General features: G+C 31.8%; 23 protein-coding genes. 11 read left to right on the top strand and 12 right to left on the bottom strand.

The window, feature by feature from the left end; translation table 11 throughout:
• Positions 1-32: 32 nt before the first annotated feature.
• The 8 genes from murI to DFQ10_RS12635 form a co-directional block, all read right to left on the bottom strand.
• Entirely contained in the window at positions 33-812 is a 780-nt protein-coding gene (gene murI / locus DFQ10_RS12670) for a glutamate racemase (protein ID WP_115817810.1), read from the bottom strand.
• Positions 813-876: 64 nt separating this feature from the next.
• A complete protein-coding gene (locus DFQ10_RS12665) occupies positions 877-1,377 on the bottom strand; it encodes an OmpH family outer membrane protein (RefSeq protein ID WP_115817809.1) in 501 nt (166 codons plus the stop codon).
• 43 nt (positions 1,378-1,420) lie between these two features.
• Complete coding sequence (locus DFQ10_RS12660) at positions 1,421-2,548, bottom strand: OmpH family outer membrane protein (RefSeq protein ID WP_245940706.1); 1,128 nt, start codon at positions 2,546-2,548, stop codon at positions 1,421-1,423.
• A gap of 129 nt (positions 2,549-2,677) precedes the next feature.
• Positions 2,678-5,308, bottom strand: coding sequence for an outer membrane protein assembly factor BamA (bamA, locus tag DFQ10_RS12655; RefSeq protein ID WP_115817808.1), 2,631 nt, complete (start codon positions 5,306-5,308; stop codon positions 2,678-2,680).
• Entirely contained in the window at positions 5,280-6,020 is a 741-nt protein-coding gene (locus DFQ10_RS12650) for an isoprenyl transferase (protein WP_115817807.1), read from the bottom strand. Before DFQ10_RS12650 ends, bamA begins: the two co-directional genes overlap by 29 nt.
• A complete protein-coding gene (porG, locus tag DFQ10_RS12645; RefSeq protein WP_115817806.1) occupies positions 6,021-6,710 on the bottom strand; it encodes a type IX secretion system protein PorG in 690 nt (229 codons plus the stop codon).
• A gap of 100 nt (positions 6,711-6,810) precedes the next feature.
• Positions 6,811-7,689 (bottom strand): NAD kinase, encoded by an 879-nt coding sequence (locus tag DFQ10_RS12640; protein ID WP_115817805.1) that lies wholly within the window; start codon positions 7,687-7,689, stop codon positions 6,811-6,813.
• A 91-nt stretch (positions 7,690-7,780) separates the two neighbouring features.
• Positions 7,781-8,437: a CBS domain-containing protein gene (locus DFQ10_RS12635; protein WP_115817804.1), complete on the bottom strand. Its 657-nt coding sequence runs from the start codon at positions 8,435-8,437 to the stop codon at positions 7,781-7,783.
• 90 nt (positions 8,438-8,527) lie between these two features.
• On the opposite strand from DFQ10_RS12635, the gene DFQ10_RS12630 reads away from it, so the two are divergent.
• From DFQ10_RS12630 to clpX, 7 genes are all read left to right on the top strand, one after another.
• On the top strand, positions 8,528-9,241 hold the full coding sequence (locus tag DFQ10_RS12630) for a pyridoxine 5'-phosphate synthase (RefSeq protein WP_115817803.1): 714 nt from the start codon (positions 8,528-8,530) through the stop codon (positions 9,239-9,241).
• 44 nt (positions 9,242-9,285) lie between these two features.
• Positions 9,286-10,047 (top strand): alpha/beta fold hydrolase, encoded by a 762-nt coding sequence (locus tag DFQ10_RS12625; RefSeq protein ID WP_115817802.1) that lies wholly within the window; start codon positions 9,286-9,288, stop codon positions 10,045-10,047.
• A gap of 22 nt (positions 10,048-10,069) precedes the next feature.
• A complete protein-coding gene (locus tag DFQ10_RS12620) occupies positions 10,070-11,164 on the top strand; it encodes an energy transducer TonB (RefSeq protein WP_115817801.1) in 1,095 nt (364 codons plus the stop codon).
• Positions 11,165-11,209: 45 nt separating this feature from the next.
• Complete coding sequence (locus DFQ10_RS12615; RefSeq protein ID WP_115817800.1) at positions 11,210-11,557, top strand: phage holin family protein; 348 nt, start codon at positions 11,210-11,212, stop codon at positions 11,555-11,557.
• Between the two features lie 80 nt (positions 11,558-11,637).
• Positions 11,638-12,960 carry a trigger factor gene (gene tig / locus DFQ10_RS12610; protein WP_115817799.1) on the top strand — a complete coding sequence of 441 codons (1,323 nt, stop codon included), beginning with the start codon at positions 11,638-11,640 and terminating at the stop codon, positions 12,958-12,960.
• Positions 12,961-13,171: 211 nt separating this feature from the next.
• Positions 13,172-13,846, top strand: coding sequence for a ClpP family protease (locus DFQ10_RS12605; RefSeq protein WP_115817798.1), 675 nt, complete (start codon positions 13,172-13,174; stop codon positions 13,844-13,846).
• 74 nt (positions 13,847-13,920) lie between these two features.
• Entirely contained in the window at positions 13,921-15,150 is a 1,230-nt protein-coding gene (gene clpX, locus DFQ10_RS12600; protein WP_115817797.1) for an ATP-dependent Clp protease ATP-binding subunit ClpX, read from the top strand.
• A 287-nt stretch (positions 15,151-15,437) separates the two neighbouring features.
• Here the strand turns inward: clpX and DFQ10_RS12595 are convergent, their stop codons facing one another.
• Positions 15,438-16,955 (bottom strand): GH3 auxin-responsive promoter family protein, encoded by a 1,518-nt coding sequence (locus DFQ10_RS12595; protein WP_115817796.1) that lies wholly within the window; start codon positions 16,953-16,955, stop codon positions 15,438-15,440.
• A 53-nt stretch (positions 16,956-17,008) separates the two neighbouring features.
• Between DFQ10_RS12595 and DFQ10_RS12590 the strand changes: the two genes are divergently transcribed.
• The gene (locus DFQ10_RS12590; protein ID WP_115817795.1) at positions 17,009-17,800 is read left to right on the top strand and encodes a DUF2797 domain-containing protein; all 792 of its coding nucleotides are present in this window, start codon (positions 17,009-17,011) and stop codon (positions 17,798-17,800) included.
• A gap of 85 nt (positions 17,801-17,885) precedes the next feature.
• Positions 17,886-18,122, top strand: coding sequence for a hypothetical protein (locus DFQ10_RS12585; protein ID WP_115817794.1), 237 nt, complete (start codon positions 17,886-17,888; stop codon positions 18,120-18,122).
• An 11-nt stretch (positions 18,123-18,133) separates the two neighbouring features.
• Here the strand turns inward: DFQ10_RS12585 and DFQ10_RS12580 are convergent, their stop codons facing one another.
• Together DFQ10_RS12580 and DFQ10_RS12575 are read right to left on the bottom strand one after the other, a co-directional pair.
• Entirely contained in the window at positions 18,134-18,868 is a 735-nt protein-coding gene (locus DFQ10_RS12580; RefSeq protein WP_115817793.1) for a LytR/AlgR family response regulator transcription factor, read from the bottom strand.
• 2 nt (positions 18,869-18,870) lie between these two features.
• On the bottom strand, positions 18,871-21,039 hold the full coding sequence (locus tag DFQ10_RS12575) for a histidine kinase (RefSeq protein ID WP_115817792.1): 2,169 nt from the start codon (positions 21,037-21,039) through the stop codon (positions 18,871-18,873).
• Between the two features lie 215 nt (positions 21,040-21,254).
• On the opposite strand from DFQ10_RS12575, the gene DFQ10_RS12570 reads away from it, so the two are divergent.
• Together DFQ10_RS12570 and DFQ10_RS12565 are read left to right on the top strand one after the other, a co-directional pair.
• On the top strand, positions 21,255-22,286 hold the full coding sequence (locus DFQ10_RS12570) for an SIMPL domain-containing protein (protein WP_115817791.1): 1,032 nt from the start codon (positions 21,255-21,257) through the stop codon (positions 22,284-22,286).
• A 29-nt stretch (positions 22,287-22,315) separates the two neighbouring features.
• Complete coding sequence (locus tag DFQ10_RS12565) at positions 22,316-23,485, top strand: vWA domain-containing protein (RefSeq protein ID WP_115817790.1); 1,170 nt, start codon at positions 22,316-22,318, stop codon at positions 23,483-23,485.
• Between the two features lie 70 nt (positions 23,486-23,555).
• Here the strand turns inward: DFQ10_RS12565 and DFQ10_RS12560 are convergent, their stop codons facing one another.
• Positions 23,556-24,572 (bottom strand): PorP/SprF family type IX secretion system membrane protein, encoded by a 1,017-nt coding sequence (locus DFQ10_RS12560; protein WP_115817789.1) that lies wholly within the window; start codon positions 24,570-24,572, stop codon positions 23,556-23,558.
• Positions 24,573-24,672: the final 100 nt, after the last annotated feature.

Here is a 24,672-nt window from a genome sequence, read left to right as displayed (position 1 = left end):
ATACCTTAGTATGATTTAAAGACTAAACCTTACTAAAAATCTAAATAAGACACTTCAAATTTATCCTCAATAATAGATTTTAAAACACTAACATCACCATTAGAAAATAATTGTGTTGTTGGCTCTAAAGTAGCATCATCCAATAAATTAAGATTTGATAAGATTAATTGTGTTTGTTTTGCTACCGCTAATCCCGAATCAATAATTTTAACATCGTTTGGCAGCATTTCAGCTAGTATAGGAATCAAATATGGGTAATGAGTACAACCTAGCACCAGGTAGTCTATATTCTGCTCTAGCATAGGTTTTATATATGTATCTAAAAGCAACTTCATTTCAGTAGAATTCAATTTACCAGATTCAATAAGCGGCACAATACCTTCACCAACTTGTTCTATTACCTTTATGCCATTAGCATATAAATCTGTTGTTTTATGAAAAAGGTGACTGCTTAATGTCCCTTTAGTTGCTAATATACCTACAGATTTGGTTTGTGTATTTAATGCTGCCGTTTTAATAGCAGGCTCAATACCAATAAAAGGAATGGGATAGTTTTCTCTTAAGTAATCAATGGCATTTGTTGTAGCTGTATTACAGGCCACAACTATTATTTTACACCCTTTAGCTATTAGGAATTCTGTATTTTTAATACTCAACCTAATAATCTCTTCTTTAGATCTGTTACCATAAGGAGCATTTTTGCTATCAGCTAAATATATGAAGTTTTCATTTGGCAAAAGCGCATGGATTTCTTTGAAGATAGATGTACCTCCAATACCAGAATCGAATATGCCAATTGGTCCTTTACTCATTATTACAAAAATAAAAAGTCGCTTATTAATAAGCGACTTTCTAAATAAATATTTTTAGTTGGGATTACATTCCTAATTGCTTCTTAACATCCATCATAAGATTTTTGCCGTCTGCTACTATTAGCATTGCAGAGTCTACAACATATTGGTATCCTTGAGCCTTAGCAACTGCTTTAATAGCATTGTCTGCTTTTTCAACGATAGGCTTTAAAAGATTAAATTCTTTTTCTTGTAAATCCTTTTGTGCTTGTTGTTGGTACTCACCTAAACTCTGCTTTATACCTTCAACTTCTTGCATACGCTTCATGTTTTCTTCTTCAGTCTTAGTTTCAGCTTCTGCATTATATTGCTTTAACTTAACATCTAATTCTTTAAGAGATGTTTGAATAGTTGCTTCATATGTTTTACCTAACTTTTCAATTTCAGTTTGAGCTTGAGCATAAGCAGGCATTGCTTTAATTAATTCTTGCTTATTAATATGAGCAATTTTAGTTTGAGCAGTTGTAAAACTTGTTGCTCCTACAAAAAGTACTGCTGCAAATAATAAAGATTTTAAATGTTTCATTTTCTAAAGTGTATTTGTGTGTTATAAATTATTAATTGTTGTTTTATTCGTTCTTCTTAGCCTTGGCTATAGAGTCATTCCTTTTTACTTGTTTTTCACGCTCTTCACGCGCTTTTTTTCGTTGCTCTATTATCTTCTTTTTTCTATCTTCTAATTCCTTTTGACGCGCTTCTCTATCTTTCGCTTTTTGAAGACGTTCTGCCGCAGCTATTTCTGCAGCTGTTTTAGGTTTAGCTGAACTGGCTGAATCTTTCTTAGCAACATCTTTGGCTTTTGTACTATCTGTTTGAACAGTAGGTCTTGCACTACTAGTACTATCCTTCTCAACAGTTTTAGCTTCCTCAGAAGATTTAGCTCTATTATTTCTAGCATCTGTAGCTTTTTGTCTACGTGCTTCTGCTTCTAATCGCTTTGTCTCTCTTAAGGCTTCCTGGGCTTTTTTTCTATCTTCAGCTGCCTTTTCACGTTCTGCGCGCTTCGCTGCTAATTGCTCCTCACGTTTAGCTTTTTTATCGTCCAATGCTTTTTGACGAGCATCTTGACCATCACTTACTTCTGGCACAACTTCTTCAGCTTCTAATTCTTTACGCTCTTTTTTACTTTTTGCTTGCGATCTTTTAGAAGATCTAGTTATTGTTTTCAGTACACGCTCACTAATATCGTAACGTTCCGCTGAATAAAGCATTACTACATCTGCTGATTTATCAAACACAAAATCATATTTACCCGTTTCAGCAATGTCTTGTACAGCCGCAAAAATCTGATCTTGTATAGGCTCTATCAATTGGCGTTTTTGGATCATTAAATCACCTTCAGGACCAAAACGTTTTTGTTGATAGTCTAATATTTCAGCTTCTTCAAAAGAAATATCTTCATAACGTTCGTCGTACAATTCTTTTGTTAGAAGCACACGTTCATTATCAAGCTCTTTTTTCTTTTGCTCAATACCTTTTAATTTTGAATCTATTTCAGCCTTCCAATCCTGAACCTTTTTGTCTAATTGCGTTGAAGCTTCTTGATATTCTGGAACATTTTGTAAAATGTACTCCGTATCTATATAACCTATCCTTACACCACGTTGCGCATTAGCACTAAAGCTCAATAAACCTACTATTACTATTAAAAAAAGAACTTTAAATTTCATCATTTCTGTTTTTGTATTTTGAGACATCTTACCCGTAAAACTAAATGTATTACCGTTTTAGTATTACTAATCATCAAATTTAACGAAATATATTCTTAAAAATTTTAACATCCTGATGAAATCCTTATTTAGCTATTAGAAAATATCGTGCCAAACTTAAAATTGTTGTCCAATAATGAAGTGTGTTTCCCAGTTTTTAACTGTTGCTCCGTATGGAGCATCATCAAATGCATGACCAAAGTCTATACCAAGTAAACCAAAGGCTGGCATAAAAATTCGTAGTCCAAAACCTGCTGATCTTTGAAGTTTAAATGGATCAAAATCTTTAAAATTATTAACTGATGAACCAGCTTCTAAAAATGACAATGCATATATTTTAGCTTGCGCACCTAAAGTAATAGGGTAACGCAACTCTAATGAGAATTTGTTATAGATTGATCCACCATCAGCATCTGATAGCGATTGATTAGGATATCCTCTTAATTGCACTACTTCTCTTCCATCTAATGAAAAGTTACCTAAACCATCTCCACCTACGAAGAAACGTTCAAAAGGAATTACTCCACGAGAATTATTATAAGCACCAAGGAAACCAAATTCTACACTTGGACGTAGCACTAATTTTTTTGTTAATGATTGGTACCAATCTGCTTTAAATTTAATTTTATAAAACTCTAACCACTTAAAACGTTCTTGATCAATTTCTGATCTTCTTGCTACAGCATCATCATAAGCACTTATTACTGCTGGATTTGTACTTGGATTAGCTTGGTACTCGTTAATTGTTTCTTCTTGTTCATCTCTTTCATCTGCTAATGCATCATAATCTACACCGTTTACTAATGAATAAGGGAATGAAAACTTAGCCGAAACTGAAAAATTAGAACCTCCTGTAGGATAAATAGGGTCTGTATAAAGGTTGTTTCTACTTAGACCAATCGTGTAAGACAAGTTGTTAGAGGTACCATCACCAAAGGTAAATAAACCTGTATTATAATTCTGAAGATCATAATGCTGATAACTTAATGCTTGTGATAATAAAAAGTAATCATCTGGCTCAGATAACCTAGTTGACAAACCAAAAGTTAAACCTGTAATGTTAAAGCGCTTATCTCTATCTGCACTTCCTGTTGATGAATTGTATAAAAACTGTCTAGAATGCGAGATTGAAGTTGACATTTGGAACGGCTTTTTACCACCAAACCAAGGCTCACTAAATGAAAAGCTATAGGTTTGAAAAAACTGACTTGCTTGAAGTCTCAATGCTAAACTTTGTCCATCTCCTCTTGGTACTGGCTTATAAGCATCTTTCTTAAATAAATCTCTAATAGAAAAGTTATTAAATGACAACCCAAGTGTACCAATAAATCCGCCACCTCCGTAACCACCTTGAACTTGTATCTGGCTAGAACCTTGTTCTACAACAGAGTACTCTACATCTAAAGTTCCATCTACTGGATTAGGATTTTTAACATTTGGTGTAATTTGTTGTGCATCGAAATAACCTAGTTGCCCAAGTTCTCTAATGGTTCTAATGATATCTGCTTTTCTATAAAGCATACCAGGACGTGTTCTTATCTCTCTATAAACAACATGGTCATTGGTAACATCATTTCCTACAACTGTAACATTATTAAAGTAAGCCGGTTTACCTTCAGAAATACGGATTTCCATATCTATAACATTTCCTTCTGCACTTACCTCAACTGGATTAATTGTTGAGAACATATAACCAAAGTTTTGATAAGCATTTGTTATATCGTTAGCATCTGGGTTAGTCTCATCTGCAATACGTTCTCTCAATTCTACTCCATTATAAGTATCACCTTCTTTAATTTGAAGAAGATTAGATAATTGTTGGTCTGTATAAACCGTGTTACCAACAAAAGTAATCTTACCAAAAGTGTACTTTTCACCCTCTTCTACTTTTATATCTAGATTAATGTTTCGTTTGTCTAAATAAGTTATTGAGTCTGATATTACTCTAGCATCACGATAGCCATTTTCTTTATAGTAATCAACTAAACTTATTAAATCAGCTCTAAAATCATCTTCAATATATTTAGAACGCTTTAATAACCTCAATGGACTTAGACTTTTTTGCTTCGTGTTTTTCATTGCTTTACGAAGCTTTTTATCTGTTATTTTTTCGTTGCCTTCAATATTTATGGCTTTTATTTTTACTTTCTGGCCTTTATCAATATCAATACGCATATTAACTCGCTCTTTCTCAACAGAGTCAATTACTTGTGAAGTACTTATTTTAACTTTAGTATTAAGAAATCCTTTTTTTCTATACTTATTAGTTAAATAGTTTTTAGTTGTTGCAATGAGATTCTCAGTAACTTTCTGTCCTGTTTTGAGTTTATTCTCATCAATTACCTCATCTTTTTTACCTTTTCTAATACCTTCAATTGTAAGGTCTTTAAGTTCTGGTAAATCACTAAGGTTAATTTCTAAATCTGCTGTACTACCATCTATGTTAATCACATAAATATCAATACTACTAAACAGGTTAGATTTCCATAATGTTTTTACGGCGTTGGCAATTTTTTCGCCACCAACTTGTATTTCTTCATCTTTTCTAAGTTTAGAATATGCAATAATTGTTTGCTCGCTAAAATTAGTGTTTCCGGTAACTTTAATTTCCTTAATTAAATAGGTTTCTCCACCTTCAACCTGTGCAATACCGGTAAATGAAATTGTAAAAAGGAATACTGTAAAGGCAAGTTTTATTAATGACTTCAATACTGTATTATTAGGTAAGTTGTTCGCTTGTTTTTCCAAATCTTCGTTCTCTGTTTTGATAGTTTACGATTGCCTCATATAGATCTTCTTTTTTAAAATCTGGCCATAAAATATCTGTAAAATATAATTCTGCATAGGCTATTTGCCAAAGCAAAAAGTTACTAATACGCTGTTCACCACTTGTGCGAATAAGTAGATCTACGTCTGGTAAATTTTGCGTGTAAAGATGCTTATTTATAATTGATTCGTCAATACTTTCTACAGAAATTATATTATTTTTAACTTTAAATGACAATTCTTTAATAACATTAACAATTTCTTCACGAGAACCATAACTTAACGCTAGAGTTAATGTCATATGAGTATTATTCTTAGTATTTTCTATAACATCTAATAATTCTTTATGAGCTTTTTTAGGCAAATCTTCTAAACAACCAATGGCACAAAGCCTTATGCCATTGTCTTGAAGTGTTTTTATTTCCTTTTTTAAAGACTTTACCAAAAGCTTCATTAAGGTCTGCACTTCTAATTTTGGCCTATTCCAATTCTCTGTAGAAAACGCATAAAGCGTTAAATTTTTAATTCCTAATTCCGCACTAGCTTCAACAGTTTGTCTTACTGATTTTGTTCCATTTTCATGACCAATTGCGCGCAACAACCCTTGTTGTTTTGCCCAACGACCATTACCATCCATAATAATTGCTAGATGGTTGGGAAGCTTTTCTTTGTTTATTTGTTCTTTTATACTCATTTAAAAATTGCAATAGCAAGGTCTTCTACCAAAGGTGTAAGTTAATGTAATTCCTGTAAACATATACCAATCAGTGTTATTAGTATTTCCAAAACTAAGGGCTTCTCGGTCTACAGAATCTGGAACACTTCCATCTAATTCATCTGAAAAAGTATAACGTGCACCAATTTCTGCTCCCAGTACTAAATGATGAGATATCTTAGCTTTATAGCCTAATGCCATAGGAATTCCAACTGCCCAACTACTTGTGTTTTCTGAAGTAAATTGACCTGCGGATGTAAAATAATTATTATCGTGATTAGCTAACGAAATACCTGAATATATATATGGTGTACCTTTAAATCCACTTTTATGAAGATCAAAATCTAAAAATGTAAACTCCATACCTGCTGAAACCTCTATAATACTCGTGTTAAATTCATAGCCACGTTGCTTTCGTCTTGGGTCATCAGATTTTACATCTAAACCTTTAAGATCCGTAAAAATCACGGAAGCCCTAAAAGAGTGTCTCGGACTTCTGTTCCATTTTACAATAGCACCAAATGCTGGTTGATTTGGCGAAATATAATCCGTAGCGCCAACATCTCCAATAAAATTACTGCCACCAGCAAATACGCCAACCTCATAGATTTGAGCCTCAGCTTTATTAATAATAAATGTGCTTAATAGCATTAGAAAAATATACCTCATAAATTTTTCAAAGTTTGCAAATATAACAATTATGATTTGTGCATAACAATTTGACGTAAATTGTCTTACTGATAAACAGTTTATTGAAGTATTTATTGTTTTAATTGCGTCGATCTTCTCCCCAAAGTAACTTTTTTCGGAGTGTTGCTAAAAATGTTTCATCTAACAGTTCTACCATTTTAATTACAAAATCTGCTTTTTTAACTATTACTGTAGTTGTATTAGATAATGTTACAATCCTAGAATCTAAAGACATTAAAAATTGATCTTCCCTACCATTAACTCTTAATGTTACAGTTGTACTATCTGGTATTATTAAAGGACGTGCACTCAAATTGTGCGGAGCAATCGGTGTAAGTGCAAAATTATTAGCATCTGGCGCAATTACCGGACCTCCACAGCTTAAAGAATAACCTGTTGAGCCCGTTGGAGTAGATAAAATTAGTCCATCTGCCCAATATGAAGTTAAAAACTCATCATTTAGATGTGTTTCTACAGTTATCATTGATGTTGTGTTTTTACGACTTAATGCAATTTCATTAAGCGCAAAATTAGTTTCAACCACATCACTATGCTCTGGATCCGTTGATACGCTTAACAACGAACGTTCCGAAATTTTATAATCTCCCTTAAATATTTCCGTAAGTGCCGTTTCTATATCGTCTATTTGTATGGTTGCTAAAAAACCCAAACGACCTGTATTAATACCAACAATTGGTATCCCTAAATCTCTAACATAAGTTACAGCTCTTAAAATTGTACCATCACCTCCAACGCTTATTAATAAATCAAAAGTTTTATCGAGCTTATCAAAAGTACTAATGGCAGAACTATTTTGTATTTCTGCATTTTGAGTTGTAATAAATTCACTCTCAAAAAAAACATTAGCTTGTTGCCTTAATAATATATCTAGAAGTCGTTCCACTGCTTTTTGAGTGGTATCTTTTACATAATTCTGACCGTATATTGCTACTTTCATGTGTTTTCTCTATTATTTTTCAATGATCACATGCTGTTCGCTATTAAATATTTGTTTAAGTAATGAAATTTTGAACATGCTCGTTTCATCATTACATGTTTAGGTATTTGTCTAGATATTTAGAACGTTCCTTTAAACTTTCAATATAAGTATCATCCTCATGGCCAGATACAATATTATAGCTATAACGTCTAAAGGTTTGAATCACCTCATTAAGACTTGCATTAGCAATCTTTAAAGTAATTTTTACTAAATCGCCATCCATTTTAGAAATAAAGGCACCTAAAAGTTTTGCGTCATTAGATTCTACAATTTGGCTAATTTCACTAAATGAATAATCGTTAATTCCTTTTTCAACAATTAAAATACCTCCTGGTTCTGAAAAGAAAGGAGTTTCATTAAATAAATGAATAATATCATTTAACTCGTAATATCCCAAATATTTATTATTCTGATCTAAAACAGGCATAATGTTAGAATCGTTTTGAGCAAATGCTTCAAGTACATCTAACCAATTAGTTGTTGGTCTCACAAAAAAACCTTCAATAGCATAATTACAATCGCTTATTGTAATACTACCTTCAAAACAATGTGTATCAGTCTCAGAAATACAACCCATATAAACATTATTATTCATTATAGGAATATGAGAATAGGTTAGCTGATTAAATAGCACTTTTAAATCCCCAATTTTATCGGTAAAATTGAGTGGCTTTATATCGTTTATCACATAATTCTGAAGCTCCATTATACTAAAATATTTAAGTTGCAAATTAATCAAAAATAACCATTAAAAGCACCTCCTACTTCGTATTTTTGTAATTCAAAATCTATAAAAATGACCAAATTAAGTGTTAATATAAACAAAATCGCAACGCTAAGAAATAGTCGTGGAGGTGACACACCAAATGTTGTTCAGTTTGCTAAAGATGTTCAGCGTTTTGGCGCAGAAGGTGTTACTATTCACCCAAGACCAGATGAGCGTCATATTCGCTACCAAGACGCATATGACTTGAAACCAGAAGTTTACACTGAATACAATATAGAAGGTAACCCTATTCCAAAATTTGTGGATATGGTTTTAAAAATAAAGCCTACACAAGTCACCTTAGTACCAGATTCTGTAGATGCAATAACTTCTAATGCAGGTTGGGACACTCTAAAACATAAAGATTTTTTAATTGAAGTGATTAAGGAATTTAAAAGCAACGGTATAAGAACTTCCATATTTGTAGATCCAGACTTACACCAAATTGAAGGTGCAAAAGCAACAGGTACTGACCGGATTGAACTTTACACAGAAGCCTTTGCACATCAATATAGTTTAGGAAATAAAAAAGCTATTAATCCATATATGGAATGTGCAGGCTTGGCTAACACCTTGCAACTTGGCATTAATGCAGGACATGATTTATCTTTAGATAATATTAAATTTTTCAAAGAAAACATAACGGGCTTGCTAGAAGTTTCTATTGGACATGCCTTAATTGCCGAAAGCCTTTATTTGGGAGTTGAAAATGTAATAGGCATGTATTTAGATAAATTAAAGTAAATTTTCATTAAAAGACACAAAGTCGTTAAGAAACAAAACTGATAATGATATTATACTCAAACATTATAGGAGAGGGAAAGCCATTTATTATCCTACATGGTTTTTTGGGCATGGGAGACAATTGGAAAACTTTAGCTAAGCAATTTTCTGAAGAGAATTTTGAAGTGCACCTCGTGGACCAACGTAATCATGGTCGTAGTTTTCATTCTAACGAGTTTGACTACGAGTTAATGGCCGAAGATTTAAAAACTTATTGTAAAACCAACAATCTCGAAGACATTGTTTTATTAGGCCATTCCATGGGAGGAAAAACAGCTATGCTTTTTGCCGCCAAATACCCAGAAATGGTTAGTAAGCTCATTGTTGCAGATATTTCACCACGCTACTACCCTATTCATCATGATGCCATTTTAGAAGGCTTAAGCAGTTTAGATTTTTCAGAAATAAAAACGAGAGGCGAAGCTGATAAAGCTCTGAGTAACTATGTTCATGAAGTGGGAACTCGTATGTTTCTTCTCAAAAATTTATATTGGGTAGAAAAAGGACAATTAGGCTTACGCATTAATTTAGATAGTTTAAAAGAAAACGTTTCCGAAGTTGGAGAAGCACTTCCTATACATGCTATTTTTGAAAAAGACACTTTATTTTTAAGAGGTGACCGTTCAGAATATATTGCTGAGGCAGATGAAGCACTTATTCATCGTCATTTTCCTAATTCTAGGATAATTACAATTTCTAATGCTGGCCATTGGCTACATGCAGAAAATCCAAAAGAGTTTTATGATGCTGTAATGAACTTTCTTTAATTAAAATCCATATCTTATTAGTATGAAGTATATATACATAATTATTCTTTTCCTATTTAGTATTCAATTTTCATTAGCTCAAAACAAGCCTGATGGACCACATCAAGAATTCTATGATTCTGGAGAACTTAAAAAAGAAGGGCAATACAAAAACAACAAACGTATTGGAGAATGGAAACGCTATTATAAAAACGGACAAGTTTCGAGGATATACAGTTATAATGATGGTAAATTTAATAAAGAAGAAATTTCATATTTCGAAAATGGAATAGTTAGCAGAAAAACAGTAAAAGAAGATGGTGTTTATGTACGTATTGGTTTTTATGAAAGTGGAAATACAAAGTACAAATGGCAAGATAAATCGGGCTATTTTAAGAGTTATTATGAGGATGGCTCCATAGAAATTGAAGCCAAGCATAAAAATTATGATCCAGTAGGAGAATGGAAACGCTATTTCAAAAACGGAACGGTAGAATGGTTGGTAAATTATAAAGATGGTGTAAGAGATGGAATCTATAAAAACTTTTACAAAAATGGAAACCTTAAATTAGAAGGTAAAAATGAAAACGACAAAAAAGAAGGCGAAGAAAAACGCTATTTACCAAATATGATTTTGGAATGGAAAGGAGACTATAATAAAGATAGGCTACATAACACTTGGACAAAATATGACGCTAATGGTAAAAAGGTAGAAAAAATTAAATTCTATTATGGGGCAGCTACAAATTCAAAAACCGATACTAAATTACTAATTACTGAAGTACCAGATGGTGTATTAGAAAGAGTTGCTATTTATCCTGGTTGTGAAAATTCCAAAGGTAATTCAGAAAAAAAGAAATGCATGAATAAAAAAGTCAATGAGATAATCAAAGCAAATTTCAATACTAATTCAGCTGCTAATATCGGGCTATCAGGAATTCAACGGATTTTTGTAACATTTAAAGTTGATAAAACTGGGGAAATAACAGATATAAAGGCAAAAGGACCTCATCCTAAACTTATTAAGGAAGCGATTCGAGTTATAAACTTACTCCCTAAATTAAAACCAGGAAAACAACGTGGCAAAACTGTTATAATGCCTTTTTCAATACCTATTGTTTTTCAAGTTCAGAAATAATTTTAAAATATTCAGTATCTTAGATATAATTCAAAACAATAAATTATGAATCTAATTATTAGACTTTTACTTAACGCACTAGCCGTTTTTATTTTAGCAAATGTTTTAAACGGTGTACATGTAGACGGTTATACTGGCGCAATAATAGTTGCTGTTGTTTTATCCATTCTAAATTTATTGGTAAAACCAATTTTAGTCATTCTTACATTACCAATAACCATTGTTACTTTAGGATTGTTTCTTTTGGTTATCAATGCGTGCATTATTCTATTAGCAGACAAACTTGTAGACGGATTTAGCGTCTCTAGTTTTTGGACAGCCATATTATTTAGTATTCTACTATCTATACTGCAATCATTACTACAATCCTTTTTAAAAGACGATAAAAAGTAGCTGATATACAAACGCTTAAAACTGTTGTTGGGTTGCAAAAAATATTGTATTTTTGCAGCCCAATTTTAGTTTCAATAAAAATGAACATTACAAGAGAAAACATCGATGCATTAAATGCAGTTGTAAAAGTTGATATCGCTAAGGAAGATTATAGCGATAAAGTAGAAAAAATATTAGTAGATTACCGTAAGTCTGCAAACATTCCTGGCTTTAGAAAAGGCCACGTACCAATGGGAATGGTAAAAAAGCAATATGGTAAAGCTGTATTAGTAGATGAAGTAAACAAATTACTACAAGATGCCCTTGGCAAGTATTTAGTTGAAGAAAAATTAGATGTTTTAGGTAATCCGTTACCAAAAGCACAAGACGATTTAAATTGGGATGCAGAAGCATTTTCTTTTGAATTTGAATTAGGTTTAGCTCCTAAATTCGATGTAGAATTAAAGGGTAAAAAAGCAATTACACATTATAATATTGTTGCAGATGACAAAATGATCGATGATCAAATTGTACATATCCAAAAACAATATGGAAAAATCGTTTCTCAAAACGAAGTAACACAAGATTCTGAAATCACAGGAACTTTTACTAACGAAGAAAAGGAAATCGATAATTCTACAATGATTACTTTAGATAAATTAAAAGGGAAAACAAATCCTAAGAAATTTATCGGAGCAAAAGTTGGTGATGTTATAACATTAAAGACAAAAGGATTATTTAACGATGATCACGATTTAATGAACTTTTTAAAAGTAGCTCATGATGATGCTCATGGTTTAGATATTGAAGTGAATTTTACAATCACTGAAATTAACGAACGTGAATTAGCTGATTTAGACCAAGAGTTATTTGATAAGTTATTTGGTGAAGGAAAAGTTACTTCTGTAACCGAACTAAAAGACAAAATCAAGGAAGATTCAGAAAAGCAATTTTCTCAACAAGGTGATCAGAAACTATTAAACGATGTTACTGAGAGCTTAATTGAAAACACTAAATTCGATTTACCATCAACATTCTTACAGAAATGGATGCAAACTGCAGGTGAAGAAGCAATGACTGAAGAGCAAGCTAAAGAAGAATATGAAAAGTCTGAAAAAAGCATGCGTTACCAACTTATAGAAGGTAAATTGATTCAAGATCATAAACTTCAAGTTCAATTTGAAGAATTAAAATCTTATTCTATGGATATGATTAAAGGACAAATGGCACAATTTGGACAAATGAATCCTTCAGAAAAAGAGCTAGAAGACATTGCAGCACGTATTTTATCTAACCAAGATGAAGTAAAACGTATGTCTGAACAGTTGATGAGTCAAAAATTATTAAACCTTTATAAGACTGAAGCTAACGTTAAGACTAAAGAAATTACTTATGACGATTTTGTTAAAGAATTTTATAGTTAATCAGTCTCATTAAAATAATTAGTATCTTTAAAGCGTAAAACTTATTGGTTTTGCGCTTTTTTTTATGGAAAATAATTTTCTTTAGAAAACAGTGGCCACACTGAGCGTAATTGATTTGCTTCTAAACGGAATTCACAATCAAAAACCTTTATTATTTACATAAAACGGAAGACGTTAAAATGTCTAATTAATTAAAAGAATTTAAATTTATATGGATTACGGAAAAGAATTTGAAAAATTCGCAATTAAAGATCAAGGAATCAATAGTAATTATTACAGTAAGATTATAGAAAGCATGTACCCTTCTAACATGACTCCAAACATTATTGAAGAACGCCAAATGAATATTGCCGTTTTTGATGTGTTTTCACGTCTTATGATGGATCGTATTATCTTTTTAGGCACTGGTGTTAACGACCAAGTTGCAAATATTATACAAGCACAATTATTGTTTTTACAAAGTACTGATGCTTCAAAAGATATTCAAATTTATATCAATTCACCAGGAGGTTCTGTATATGCAGGTTTAGGTATTTATGATACTATGCAATTTGTAAAACCAGATGTAGCTACAATTTGTACAGGCATTGCAGCTTCTATGGCAGCCGTATTATTATGTGCTGGTGCAGAAGGCAAACGTTCGGCATTAACGCATTCTCGTGTAATGATTCACCAAGTAAGTAGCGGAACTCAAGGTCAGTTAAGCGATATGGAAATTGCCTTAAAAGAAACCATTAGAGTTAAAGAAGAATTATACGCAGTTATTGCAAAACATTCTGGCAAATCTATTGAGCAAGTTGAAAAAGATTCTGATAGAGATTATTGGATGCGTTCAGAAGAAGCTTTAGAATACGGTATGATTGATGAAGTATTAAAGCGCAAGTAAACCTCATTACTTTCGACTAATAATTAAAATGTAAAATAAAATTTCTGGATACGCAGGAATTTAAAAAATTGAAGATGGCAAAGGAAGAATTAGAATGTTCATTCTGTGGTAGAAAAAAACCAGAAACTAGTTTACTAATTGCAGGTTTAGATGCGCATATCTGTGACCGTTGTATTGAGCAAGCTCATGGCATTGTTTTAGAAGAGTCTAAACAATCTGGCAACTCAGAACTAAGTGCAGAATTAATGCTTAAAAAACCTAAAGAAATAAAAGGATTTTTAGACGAATATATCATTGGACAAGAAAACACTAAGCGTGTAATGTCTGTTGCTGTATATAATCACTACAAGCGTTTATTACAACCACCAACCGATGATGATATTGAAATACAAAAGAGTAACATCATTATGGTTGGGCAAACAGGTACCGGTAAAACGTTAATGGCAAAAACTATTGCTAAAATGTTAAATGTACCTTTAGCTATTGTTGATGCCACTGTACTTACAGAAGCTGGTTATGTTGGTGAAGATGTAGAAAGTATTTTAACTCGCTTATTGCAAGCAGCAGATTACAATCTTGAAAAAGCACAACGAGGTATCGTTTTTATTGACGAAATTGATAAGATTGCTCGTAAGAGTGATAACCCATCTATAACTAGAGATGTTTCTGGTGAAGGTGTGCAACAAGCTTTACTTAAACTTTTAGAAGGCACTGTAGTAAACGTACCACCAAAAGGAGGTCGTAAGCATCCAGATCAAAAGTTTATTGAAGTAGACACAGAAAACATTTTATTTATTGCTGGTGGAGCGTTTGATGGCATTGAACGTGTTATTACCAAACGTTTAAATATGCAAGCGATTGGTTATAGCTCTATTAATAAAGAAAGTGTTGATAAGGATAATATCCTACAGTATATTATACCAAAGGATTTAAAGGATTTTGGATTAATTCCAGAAATCATTGGTCGTTTACCTGTATTAACATACATGGATCCTTTAGACGCTAAGACGTTAAGAGCAATTTTAACAGAGCCTAAAAATGCCATCATTAAACAATATAAAAAATTGTTTGAAATGGATGATGTTAATTTTACCATTACAGATGGTGCTCTAGATTATATTGTAGGAAAAGCTATTGAATATAAACTTGGTGCTCGTGGTTTAAGATCGCTTTGTGAAGAAATTTTAACAGAAGCCATGTTTGAATTGCCAGGTTCTGGTGAAACAAAACTAAATATCACAAAAACTTATGCTGAAGATCGATTGAATAAATCGACGTTGAAAAAATTGAAGGCAGTTTCTTAAACTTCTTAATTATTTTAACCAAATAAAAAACCACAATTCAATAGTTCTGAATTGTGGTTTTTTTAGTCAGGGAATTAATTAATTTAATATTGCTGGCAATATATTTTAAGGAATTGTAAAAGTTAATAGCACATTAATTTTTAACGAATATATAAGCTATAATCAATGTGAAGTGCATTTGATTATATATTTTGGATAAAATACAAGTGATTGCCGTTATGTTGTTTCTTTCTGTTCTTTTTAAGGTTAAACAGCTAGTTGATCATTTTTAAACAACTATAGAACAATCAAATGCTATTAATTTGTAATAGTTGTTCTAAATAAATTCTAGAATTAGATAAACGAGGCACTTTATGCTGCCCTCCTAATTTATCATTTTCCTTTAACCAATCATAAAACAAGTTAGGCCTTGCACAATGAATTTTAGGTTTATTTAAGGTCATGTTATTAAAACGCTTGGCCTCATAATCCGAGTTTAAGGATTTCAATGCATTATCAAATAACTCTTCAAAATAAGACATGTTTTCTGGTGGAGTTTTAAACTCAATAATCCACTCGTGTGCTCCCTTTTCTTTCCCTTCCATAAAAATAGGAGCCGCAGTATAATCAACTATTTCTGCTGCAGTACGTTTACATACGCTTTTAAAGGCTTTCTCTGCATTCTCTATAATCAATTCTTCACCAAAAGCATTAATGTGATGTTTGGTTCTCCCAGTAACCCTAATTCTATGTGGACTTAAACTTACAAATCTAATTGTATCACCAATTTTATATCTCCATAAACCGGCATTAGTTGTAATTATAACAGCATAATTGGTATTGAGCTTTACATCGCCTAATGGAATTACTGTTTGCTGTAGCGTACCATAACTATCCATAGGAATAAACTCATAAAAGATACCATAGTCTAACATCAACAATAAATCGCTAGAATTATTCTGATCTTGAATGGCAAAAAAGCCTTCAGAAGCATTATAAATTTCGTAATATCTAAAATTATTTGAAGGTAATATAGCTTTATACTGTTCTACATACGGATTAAAACTTACTCCTCCGTGGAAATAGACTTCTAAATTTGGCCAAATATCAAATAGACTATCTTTTCCTGTTTTATCCAAAACGTTGTTCAACAAAACCAACATCCAAGATGGTACACCTGCAAGACTTGTAACATTTTCCTCTATAGTTTCATCAACAATGGCTTGCATCTTAGTTTCCCAATCACTCATTAAAGATACCCTATTACTAGGAGTGCTACTAAACTCTGCCCAAAATGGCATATTATCTATAAGAATAGCACTTAAATCCCCAAATGCCGTTCCATTTTCCTTGTATAACTCTTTACTGCCACCTAGCCTTAAACTTTTCCCTGTAAATAATTGTGCGTCTTCATTATTATTTAAATACATACACAACAAATCTTTACTTGCTGCATAATGGCAATCTTCTAAAGATTCTGAGCTAACAGGAATAAATTTACTTTTTGCATTTGTTGTTCCGCTAGATTTAGCAAACCACTTTATAGGTCTCGGCCAAAAGATATTCTGTTCACCATTACGCGAGCGTTCTACTAAAGGCTGAAAATCTTCATAATTAACAACCGGAATTCGAGAATTAAATTCCCTATATGTTTTTATAGAATCAAAATCATATTGCCTACCTATATCGGTATCTTTTGCCACTTTTAAAAGGCTAAAAAGCAATTCATTCTGAACTTCATTTGGGTATTTTAAAAACAATTCAATTTGATGAAATCGTTTTTTCAAAAACCATGAAGCTATAGAATTTACAATAGGAATTGGCATAGATTGGCTATCTTTACGACATAAATGAATGCTAAAAATACTAAAATTCTTTCATGGTTTACACAGGAGTCCTCACAAAAATGCAAACTGAATTTTTAGAGCCTATTCAATACTATCTAGTCTTTAAAAATGATTTTATACATGTCAATCAATTATTGAATAAACCTATTGATATAAAGCTTATTGGACATCAATGTTTAAGCTGTGGATTAGACCGTCCAATTTACAGACAAGGCTTTTGTAAAACCTGTTTTTTTAATCAACCACTCGCAGGAGATTGGATAATGCGACCAGAATTAAGTACAGCACATTTAGGTATAGAGGATAGAGACCTCGAATTTGAAAAACAAGTACAACTACAACCACACATTGTATATTTAGCCAACTCTAGCAACGTAAAAGTTGGTGTTACTAGAAAAGGACAAGTGCCCACGCGTTGGATTGACCAAGGCGCACATGAAGCCATAGAGATAGTTGAAGTTCCTAACCGTTATTTAGCTGGAATTACCGAAGTTGCCTTAAAAGAACATGTTGCTGATAAAACCAACTGGCGAACTATGCTGAAAAACGATATTAAGGATGAAGATTTATTAGAATGGCGACAAAAACTAAAACAATACATTCCAGAAGAAGCACAACCCTATTTTATTGAAAACAATACTGAAACACATATTGATTTCCCTGTAGAACACTATCCTTTAAAACCTAAAAGCCTTAATCTAAGTAAAACTCCACATTACTCTGGAAAATTAGTTGGTATTAAAGGCCAATACTTAATTTTTGAAGATAATACAGTTTTTAATGTAAGAGCAAATGAAGGCTTAGTAGTGGAATTGAGTATGTAATTTAAATTAAATGCTGTTAGAGTTACGTTAAATACCTTTTAGATTTTACATAAAATTAGTATCTTAAATTAAAAATTTTTAAGATATGAAATCCTCACCTTTTCCATATGTAATAATCACCACATTATTATTGATTACCGTAACAATAATGGCCACACTAAATTTTTCTTTTACTTGGGTCTTTTATCTAACTGTTATTGGGCAAATAGCTGTAGTTTTAATGGTATATAAAACATTAAAAGAGAAATACACAACAAATAAGACCTTTGAACATTATTATCAAGATCATCCCATTGAGCCATTTAAATATGAGCAAGAATAAAAGCTATTTTATCACTTAAAATAAGACAACAAATCAGACTTTTTTGAAGCTGATACCATAATCTCTTTGCCATTACTTAATACCACACTTCCACCTTTACCTTTTACGTATTTTACAATTTCATTAACGTTGACTAAGTAGCTTTTGTGCACTCTAGCAAAATTAGCATCCTTTAAGCTTTCCTCTATATACTTTAATGTTTTACTAACAAGTTTCTTTTTATTGGTATTAAGATATATTTCTGTGTAGTTATCATCTGCTTTACAATACATAATATCTGCAGTTTCGATAACTTCAAAACCATCTTGCTGCGGAATAGTTATTTTACCACTCACAGAATTTGTCTTTGGCACTAAAACCTGATCTTGAAGGGCATCTTCTTTTGTTCTAATTTCCGTAACATAATCTACAGCTTTTATTAACTCATCAATAGAAATTGGTTTCATTAAATAATACGAAGCATGCGCATTTAAAGCTTCAATTGCATAATGGTTGTAAGCGGTTACAAATATGGTTTCGAAATTGATATCTCCAACTTTATCTAATAAATCAAAAGCATTGCCATAAGGCATCTCTACATCTAAAAAGACAACATCTAAATCATTAGCTCTAATTAATACTAATGCTTCTTCAACATTTGCCGCTTCACCTAAAATCGAAATATTGGGGCAGTATTTTGTTAAGTAATTTCTTAGAATTAGTCTACTATTTTCTTCGTCCTCAACAATTATAGCGTTTAATTTCATACTTAATCTTTCTTTAGTGTTACAACTACCTTGGTTCCTGCATCTTCCAAATTTTGGAAATCATCGATTGTTACATCAACTTTATCTTTATACATTTCATTCAAAATAGCAACACGTTTTTTAATATTATTCATTCCTTTAGAGTTTTGCTTTTTCTGATGGTCTGTTTTTAATGCTTTAGAGCGTTCTCTACCAATACCATCATCTGAAATGGTGATATTTATTTCGTCTTTGGATTTTGGTTGAATATTAATATTTAAATGTCCTTTTTCGGTTTTGTAACGTAAGCCGTGCCATACGGCATTTTCAATATAAGGTTGTAATAACATAGGTGGAATCTGAAATTCTTCAATATCTATAGTTTCGTCTACATCTATAGAATAATCAAACTTATCTTGAAATCTAAAATGCTCTAGCTTGGTGTATAAATTTAATAACTCAATTTCCTTTTTCAATGGAATAAAATCTTCTTCACTATTTTCTAAAACAGCTCGCATTAACTGTGAAAAATCAGACAGATATTTATTTGCAGTTCGCTCATCATTTGTTGCAATAAATGTATTTACAGAGTTTAAAGCATTAAAAATAAAATGTGGATTCATCTGACTTCTTAAGGATTTTAAAGCCAATAGATTATTTGCTAAACGTTGTTGTTTAATATATTTAAACATTAAATAACCCGTAATTAATAACAAAACTAAACCTCCAATTAGTGAATAAATAATAACTTTCTGACTTTTATTCTGTTCTTGTGTTAACTCGTATTTACTCTTAGACAAAGCCCTATCACTCTCTAAAGATGTTATTCTATTTTGCTGCTCAGCAATGTTTCTACTAAAACGTGCGGCTTGAGATATTTCTTGTATTTTTTTAGCATATAACTCATCTACTACATTTTTATATTCTTCATTATAGGCTATTGTTTTTTCAGTATTACCTAATCTCGCATTAACTTCAGAAAGCTTGCGCGTTGCATCTAACTTAACATCTAAATCTCCCTTCTCTCCAGCTTCTTCTCTACTTTTTTCTAAATATGGAATCGCATTGTTTAAATCATCACTAAGTAAGTAAGCTGTTGCAATTTTATAGTTTTGTTTTTGTGATGTTATAGGACTTTCATTAGCGATTACAGAATCTCTTTCAATATCCTTAATTCCTTCAATCGCTTGCTTTCTTAATACAATTTCATTTTCGTAATCTGCATTTGCGCTATTAAATTCTGCTACCTTAATCTGTTCTTCTACTGCACGTTTTTTATTTTCTTTTTCAGCTAAATTCAAGGAATTATTAAAAAAACTTTTTGCCTTAGTCGTTTGTCCTTGGTCGCTATAGACTTGTGCCATTTTAGAATTTAAATCTGTAACCTTTGGCGCAATTAGATGTTTTTTTGCCACTTTTAAGCCATCTTCATATGCTTTAATGCCGTTAGAATAATCTTTCAGTTTTACAAATACATCTCCTCTACCTTCAAACCATATAGTTTTATCATAGTTAGATAAAGCATTTTCATCAATCGCATTATAAGTCGCTAGGCTAGTATCAAAATCACCATTATCTAGATAAGACTTTGCTAATTTTAGTTGTGCAGATGTTGTCTTTGTATTTTGAAGGCTAATTTTGTATGCAGAAATAGCCAAATCAAACTGTTTCCAATACCTATAAACATCACCCAACAATTCATGTGCTTCAGCACTTTGTGCGGTATTAATTCCTCCATTTAGTGCATCTCCAATAAACTTAATACTCTTCTCTGCGTCTTTTTTAAGGTAGACATCAGCAGAATCAATCATCTCATTAAAACGTTTTACATTTCCATTACTTTTAGATTGAAAACTCGATTTTTCAGAATCAACAACTTCAATAATTACACGTTCATTAGATTTAATGGTATAGTAAATGGTTTCAAAATCTTTATGGCTAATAATTAGCTCATCCCCCATTTTGGCTAATACATTAAATGATCCATCAAAACTAGTTCTAGTGTACTTTCCTCCATTTACTAATACTTCTACACCACTATAAGGATCATGTGTACTTTTGTCATACACAGAGCCTCTAATGGTAAATACAGGTTCACTGTTTTTTTTAATTGACTTATTATTCTGTCCGAAGGATAAAAACCCAACACAACAAAACAATAGTAAAAAACCATATGTTTTAAAAATTCTCACTTACACTTTCTATTTGTTGGACTAAACTTACATACTTTATTTGGTTTCAAAAAATCACTGATACGGAATTCTATACATATCAAACATTAAAAGAGGACTTATACTAAAAACTTAGTCCAGTTTACTCATCCAAAGAAGCGTTTTACTCATTCTGGTTTTTAATCGCTGTTTTTTCAACAGAGCTTTACCCTATAAATCAAAAAACAATAATACACATGAAAACAATCAATTTAGGATTAGTGCTCTTTTTAATATTCAGCCTTAATCTTGCTGCTCAACATCGAGGAAATTATAATGAAATCACTAAAGATATTTCTAGACAAAATATTTTAAGTTCAGGAAATGCTCAAATCTATAACCCAACGGTTCAAAAACAAATCAACCAAACACTTCATCCCAGTAATATATTGACCGTTGATGTAAAAGCGCTCCAAAATGTTAGTGCTACAACTTACACAGCTCTATTCAATGTCTCTCAAATAGGGCCTTCAGCTGAAATCACTAACCAGTTAATGAAAGAACGTATAGACCAAATTAAAAATCGCTTAAACGCTAAAGGTATTACTCAAAACAATATAGCAATTGATGTGATCTCTTTTATTCCTATTTACGAAGTTGAAGTCACTAAGAAATTATTCAGTAAAACGTACACGGAAGTTCCTAAGGGATTTGAATTGCAACAAAACATTCATATTCAATTTACAAAAACCAATCAGTTTGAAGCGATTTTAGAAGCATGTGCGCAAAGTGAAGTATATAACTTGGTCAAGGTTGATTATTATATAGACAACATTCAAGACGTTTACAAAAATCTTCAAGATCAATTATTAAAACTCATTGAAGAGAAAAAAGCATACTACAAAGTTTTAGGCTTTGATATGTCTGATTATAACGTAGCTATTGCAGATGATAAATATTGTTATTTTCCGAAGGATTTTTACCAAAGCTACCAAGCCTATAACAGTATTTCCGTAGAGGCCTTAGATAAAAGCAAGGGCGTAACTACAGCAAAAAAACAGACCTCTTACTATTACCAACCTTTAACCTACGAAAACTATGATGTTGTAATTAACCCTTCTATTTTAGAACCTGTAGTTCAAATTGGCATGAATATAAAACTCGTTTTCACTCCCAAACCAATAGAGAAAAAAGACACACCAATTGTAGAAACAAAAATAGATCACAAGTACTATGTAATTTCTCCAAACGGTACAATAGATGTAAAAGAATTAAACACAAAAAAATAAACTTTTGAATATAATTTAAAACCTATAACATGAAAACACAATTTAAACCTTTGATTGTTGCATTATGTCTTACCACTTTAATGGCTTGCAATGCCAATAATAAAAAGTCGGATATTTCTAATCAATTAATTGCAGAAACTGTAATCGAAACAAATTCAAAAACCGAACAACCCGAAATTAAAGTTGCGTTACTACTAGACACTAGTAATAGTATGGATGGATTAATAGACCAAGCCAAAGCCCAACTTTGGAAGATTGTAAACGAACTGTCTTATGCAAAATGTGAAAACGAAAATCCTAATCTTAAAATTGCACTTTACGAATACGGAAACGATAATCTTAATGCAGAAGAAGGTTATTTAAGACAGGTGATTTCTTTTAGTGATGATTTAGATGAAATTTCCAAATCATTATTCTCTTTAACCACAAACGGAGGAAATGAATATTGTGGAAAAGTAATTAAAACAGCTCTTAACCAATTAGAATGGGGAACTAATGAAGATGATTTAAAACTTATTTTCATAGCCGGAAATGAACCTTATTCTCAAGGTAATGTGAGTTATAAGGAAGCATCAAAATTAGCGCACAACAGAGACGTTACTGTAAACACTATTTTTTGTGGAGATTATGATCAAGGCATTTCTATCTCATGGAAACACGGAGCCGATTTAACTCATGGTAATTATATGGCAATTAATCATAATGAAGCAACTGTGCATATCGCTTCACCTTACGATGACAAAATATTAGAGCTCAATGAAAAATTGAACAAAACTTATGTTGCCTATGGTAGTGCTGGTAGAAAAAAGATGGAAATGCAAGCCGAACAAGATTCTAATGCAATGAGTTATAATAAAGCAAATGCTGTAAGTAGAACGGTAAGTAAGAGTTCTCGTCTATATAAAAATAGTTCTTGGGATTTAGTTGATGCCGAAAAAGAAGAAGATTTTTCATATGAAGATTTAAAACAAAGCGAATTGCCAATAGAATTAAAAGGAAAATCTAAAGCCGAAATTAAATCTTATGTTGAAGCACAAAGTAAAACTCGTATAAAGCTACAAGATGAAATTGCGGCCCTCAACCTAAAGCGACGAGATTATGTAGCTAAGCAAAATACCAATGCGTCTAACAGTCTAGAAAATGCAATGCTTAAAGCTTTAAAAACACAAGCAGAAAAGAAAAATTACAAATGGGAATAATAACTCATTAAAAGAAAAAAAGGCTCAATTATATTGAGCCTTTTTTTCTTTTATATAAAATGATAATAATTTAATTTACTGCAGGACAATTACACTCATATTTAGCTCTTCTACAGTTAAAGTTGAAACCAAGAGTTAATTGGTGAAAACCACCTGAGTTAAAACTTACCGTATTTGCCTGATAAGAATATGTGTAAGCAAACACGAAATTATTATAATCTATTCCTAAAAATGGAGTTATATATTGTAATTTTTGACTACTAACACCAGATCCATCTTGAAACTCTGCTCCATCTAAACTACGTCTGTAAGATAATCCACCCCAAACTTTACCAAAATCCATTTCTTTATAAACTTTAGCATTAAGGTCAATTGAAGATTCTTTAGTAGCATCTCTATACATATACATAATTGAAGGCTCATAGCTCCATTCGCTACCGAACTTACTAAAAGTATAACCAGAAGACAATAAATAGGTTCTTAAATTTTGATATTCAAATCCATCTATACCATTCCAATTTATCCCTTCGTTATCCAAAATATTCTTTGCCGTAAAATGTGCATAAAAATCTACAAAATGGTAAGAAAAGCCAAAGTCAATATTAAAATTAGTTGCGCTTTGTACTATACCATCCACAGCCTGATCATAAGGTTCACCTGGAACTAACCAACTCGTTTCATCTAACTTATACTGTAAAAAACCAGCACTTAGACCAAAAGAAAGCATATTTAAATCAATTTCATTTCTAGAAAACATTAAATGATAAGCAAAAGTTGCATAACCACCAACGGTTGAATGGTAACCATTAGCATCATTAAAAACAACACCACCAATAGCCACAGGAGAATCACCTATTCTACCGTTCATACTTAATGTTTGCAAACTAGGAGCATCATCAACACCAAACCATTGCTGCCTTGCCGTTAACCTAATCTTGGCACAATTAGCAACACCTGCCATAGAAGGGTGAATTAAATAATAATTATCTGTTAAATAATCAGAATAAATAGGAATTCCTTCTTGGGCAAAGCTATAATTTGCCAAAAAAGCTATAAATGCTACTAAACAATACTTTTTTAATTTCATAATTCTTTATCGTTTCAAGGTGAAATGGGCTTTAAATTCTTTACGTGCTCCTGTTAAAGGTTCGTCATACTCTACTGTAAACCAATAGCCATCCGTTGGC

It is taken from the genome of Winogradskyella eximia (genome assembly GCF_003386165.1).
Lineage (GTDB): Bacteria > Bacteroidota > Bacteroidia > Flavobacteriales > Flavobacteriaceae > Winogradskyella > Winogradskyella eximia.
This window is presented reverse-complemented; position numbering and strand designations above follow the sequence as displayed.

Bases quoted from the DNA above. Each gene is read 5' to 3' on its own strand.
- DFQ10_RS12625 (WP_115817802.1), top strand. From the start codon at position 9,286: ATGATATTATACTCAAACATTATAGGAGAGGGAAAGCCATTTATTATC.
- DFQ10_RS12665 (WP_115817809.1), bottom strand. From the start codon at position 1,377: ATGAAACATTTAAAATCTTTATTATTTGCAGCAGTACTTTTTGTAGGA.
- DFQ10_RS12640 (WP_115817805.1), bottom strand. From the start codon at position 7,689: ATGAAAGTAGCAATATACGGTCAGAATTATGTAAAAGATACCACTCAA.
- porG (WP_115817806.1), bottom strand. From the start codon at position 6,710: ATGAGGTATATTTTTCTAATGCTATTAAGCACATTTATTATTAATAAA.
- tig (WP_115817799.1), top strand. From the start codon at position 11,638: ATGAACATTACAAGAGAAAACATCGATGCATTAAATGCAGTTGTAAAA.
- murI (WP_115817810.1), bottom strand. From the start codon at position 812: ATGAGTAAAGGACCAATTGGCATATTCGATTCTGGTATTGGAGGTACA.
- DFQ10_RS12605 (WP_115817798.1), top strand. From the start codon at position 13,172: ATGGATTACGGAAAAGAATTTGAAAAATTCGCAATTAAAGATCAAGGA.
- clpX (WP_115817797.1), top strand. From the start codon at position 13,921: ATGGCAAAGGAAGAATTAGAATGTTCATTCTGTGGTAGAAAAAAACCA.
- DFQ10_RS12565 (WP_115817790.1), top strand. From the start codon at position 22,316: ATGAAAACACAATTTAAACCTTTGATTGTTGCATTATGTCTTACCACT.
- DFQ10_RS12585 (WP_115817794.1), top strand. From the start codon at position 17,886: ATGAAATCCTCACCTTTTCCATATGTAATAATCACCACATTATTATTG.
- DFQ10_RS12615 (WP_115817800.1), top strand. From the start codon at position 11,210: ATGAATCTAATTATTAGACTTTTACTTAACGCACTAGCCGTTTTTATT.
- DFQ10_RS12560 (WP_115817789.1), bottom strand. From the start codon at position 24,572: ATGAAATTAAAAAAGTATTGTTTAGTAGCATTTATAGCTTTTTTGGCA.
- DFQ10_RS12580 (WP_115817793.1), bottom strand. From the start codon at position 18,868: ATGAAATTAAACGCTATAATTGTTGAGGACGAAGAAAATAGTAGACTA.
- DFQ10_RS12620 (WP_115817801.1), top strand. From the start codon at position 10,070: ATGAAGTATATATACATAATTATTCTTTTCCTATTTAGTATTCAATTT.
- DFQ10_RS12590 (WP_115817795.1), top strand. From the start codon at position 17,009: ATGGTTTACACAGGAGTCCTCACAAAAATGCAAACTGAATTTTTAGAG.
- DFQ10_RS12660 (WP_245940706.1), bottom strand. From the start codon at position 2,548: ATGTCTCAAAATACAAAAACAGAAATGATGAAATTTAAAGTTCTTTTT.
- DFQ10_RS12650 (WP_115817807.1), bottom strand. From the start codon at position 6,020: ATGAGTATAAAAGAACAAATAAACAAAGAAAAGCTTCCCAACCATCTA.
- DFQ10_RS12595 (WP_115817796.1), bottom strand. From the start codon at position 16,955: ATGCCAATTCCTATTGTAAATTCTATAGCTTCATGGTTTTTGAAAAAA.
- DFQ10_RS12635 (WP_115817804.1), bottom strand. From the start codon at position 8,437: ATGGAGCTTCAGAATTATGTGATAAACGATATAAAGCCACTCAATTTT.
- DFQ10_RS12570 (WP_115817791.1), top strand. From the start codon at position 21,255: ATGAAAACAATCAATTTAGGATTAGTGCTCTTTTTAATATTCAGCCTT.
- DFQ10_RS12630 (WP_115817803.1), top strand. From the start codon at position 8,528: ATGACCAAATTAAGTGTTAATATAAACAAAATCGCAACGCTAAGAAAT.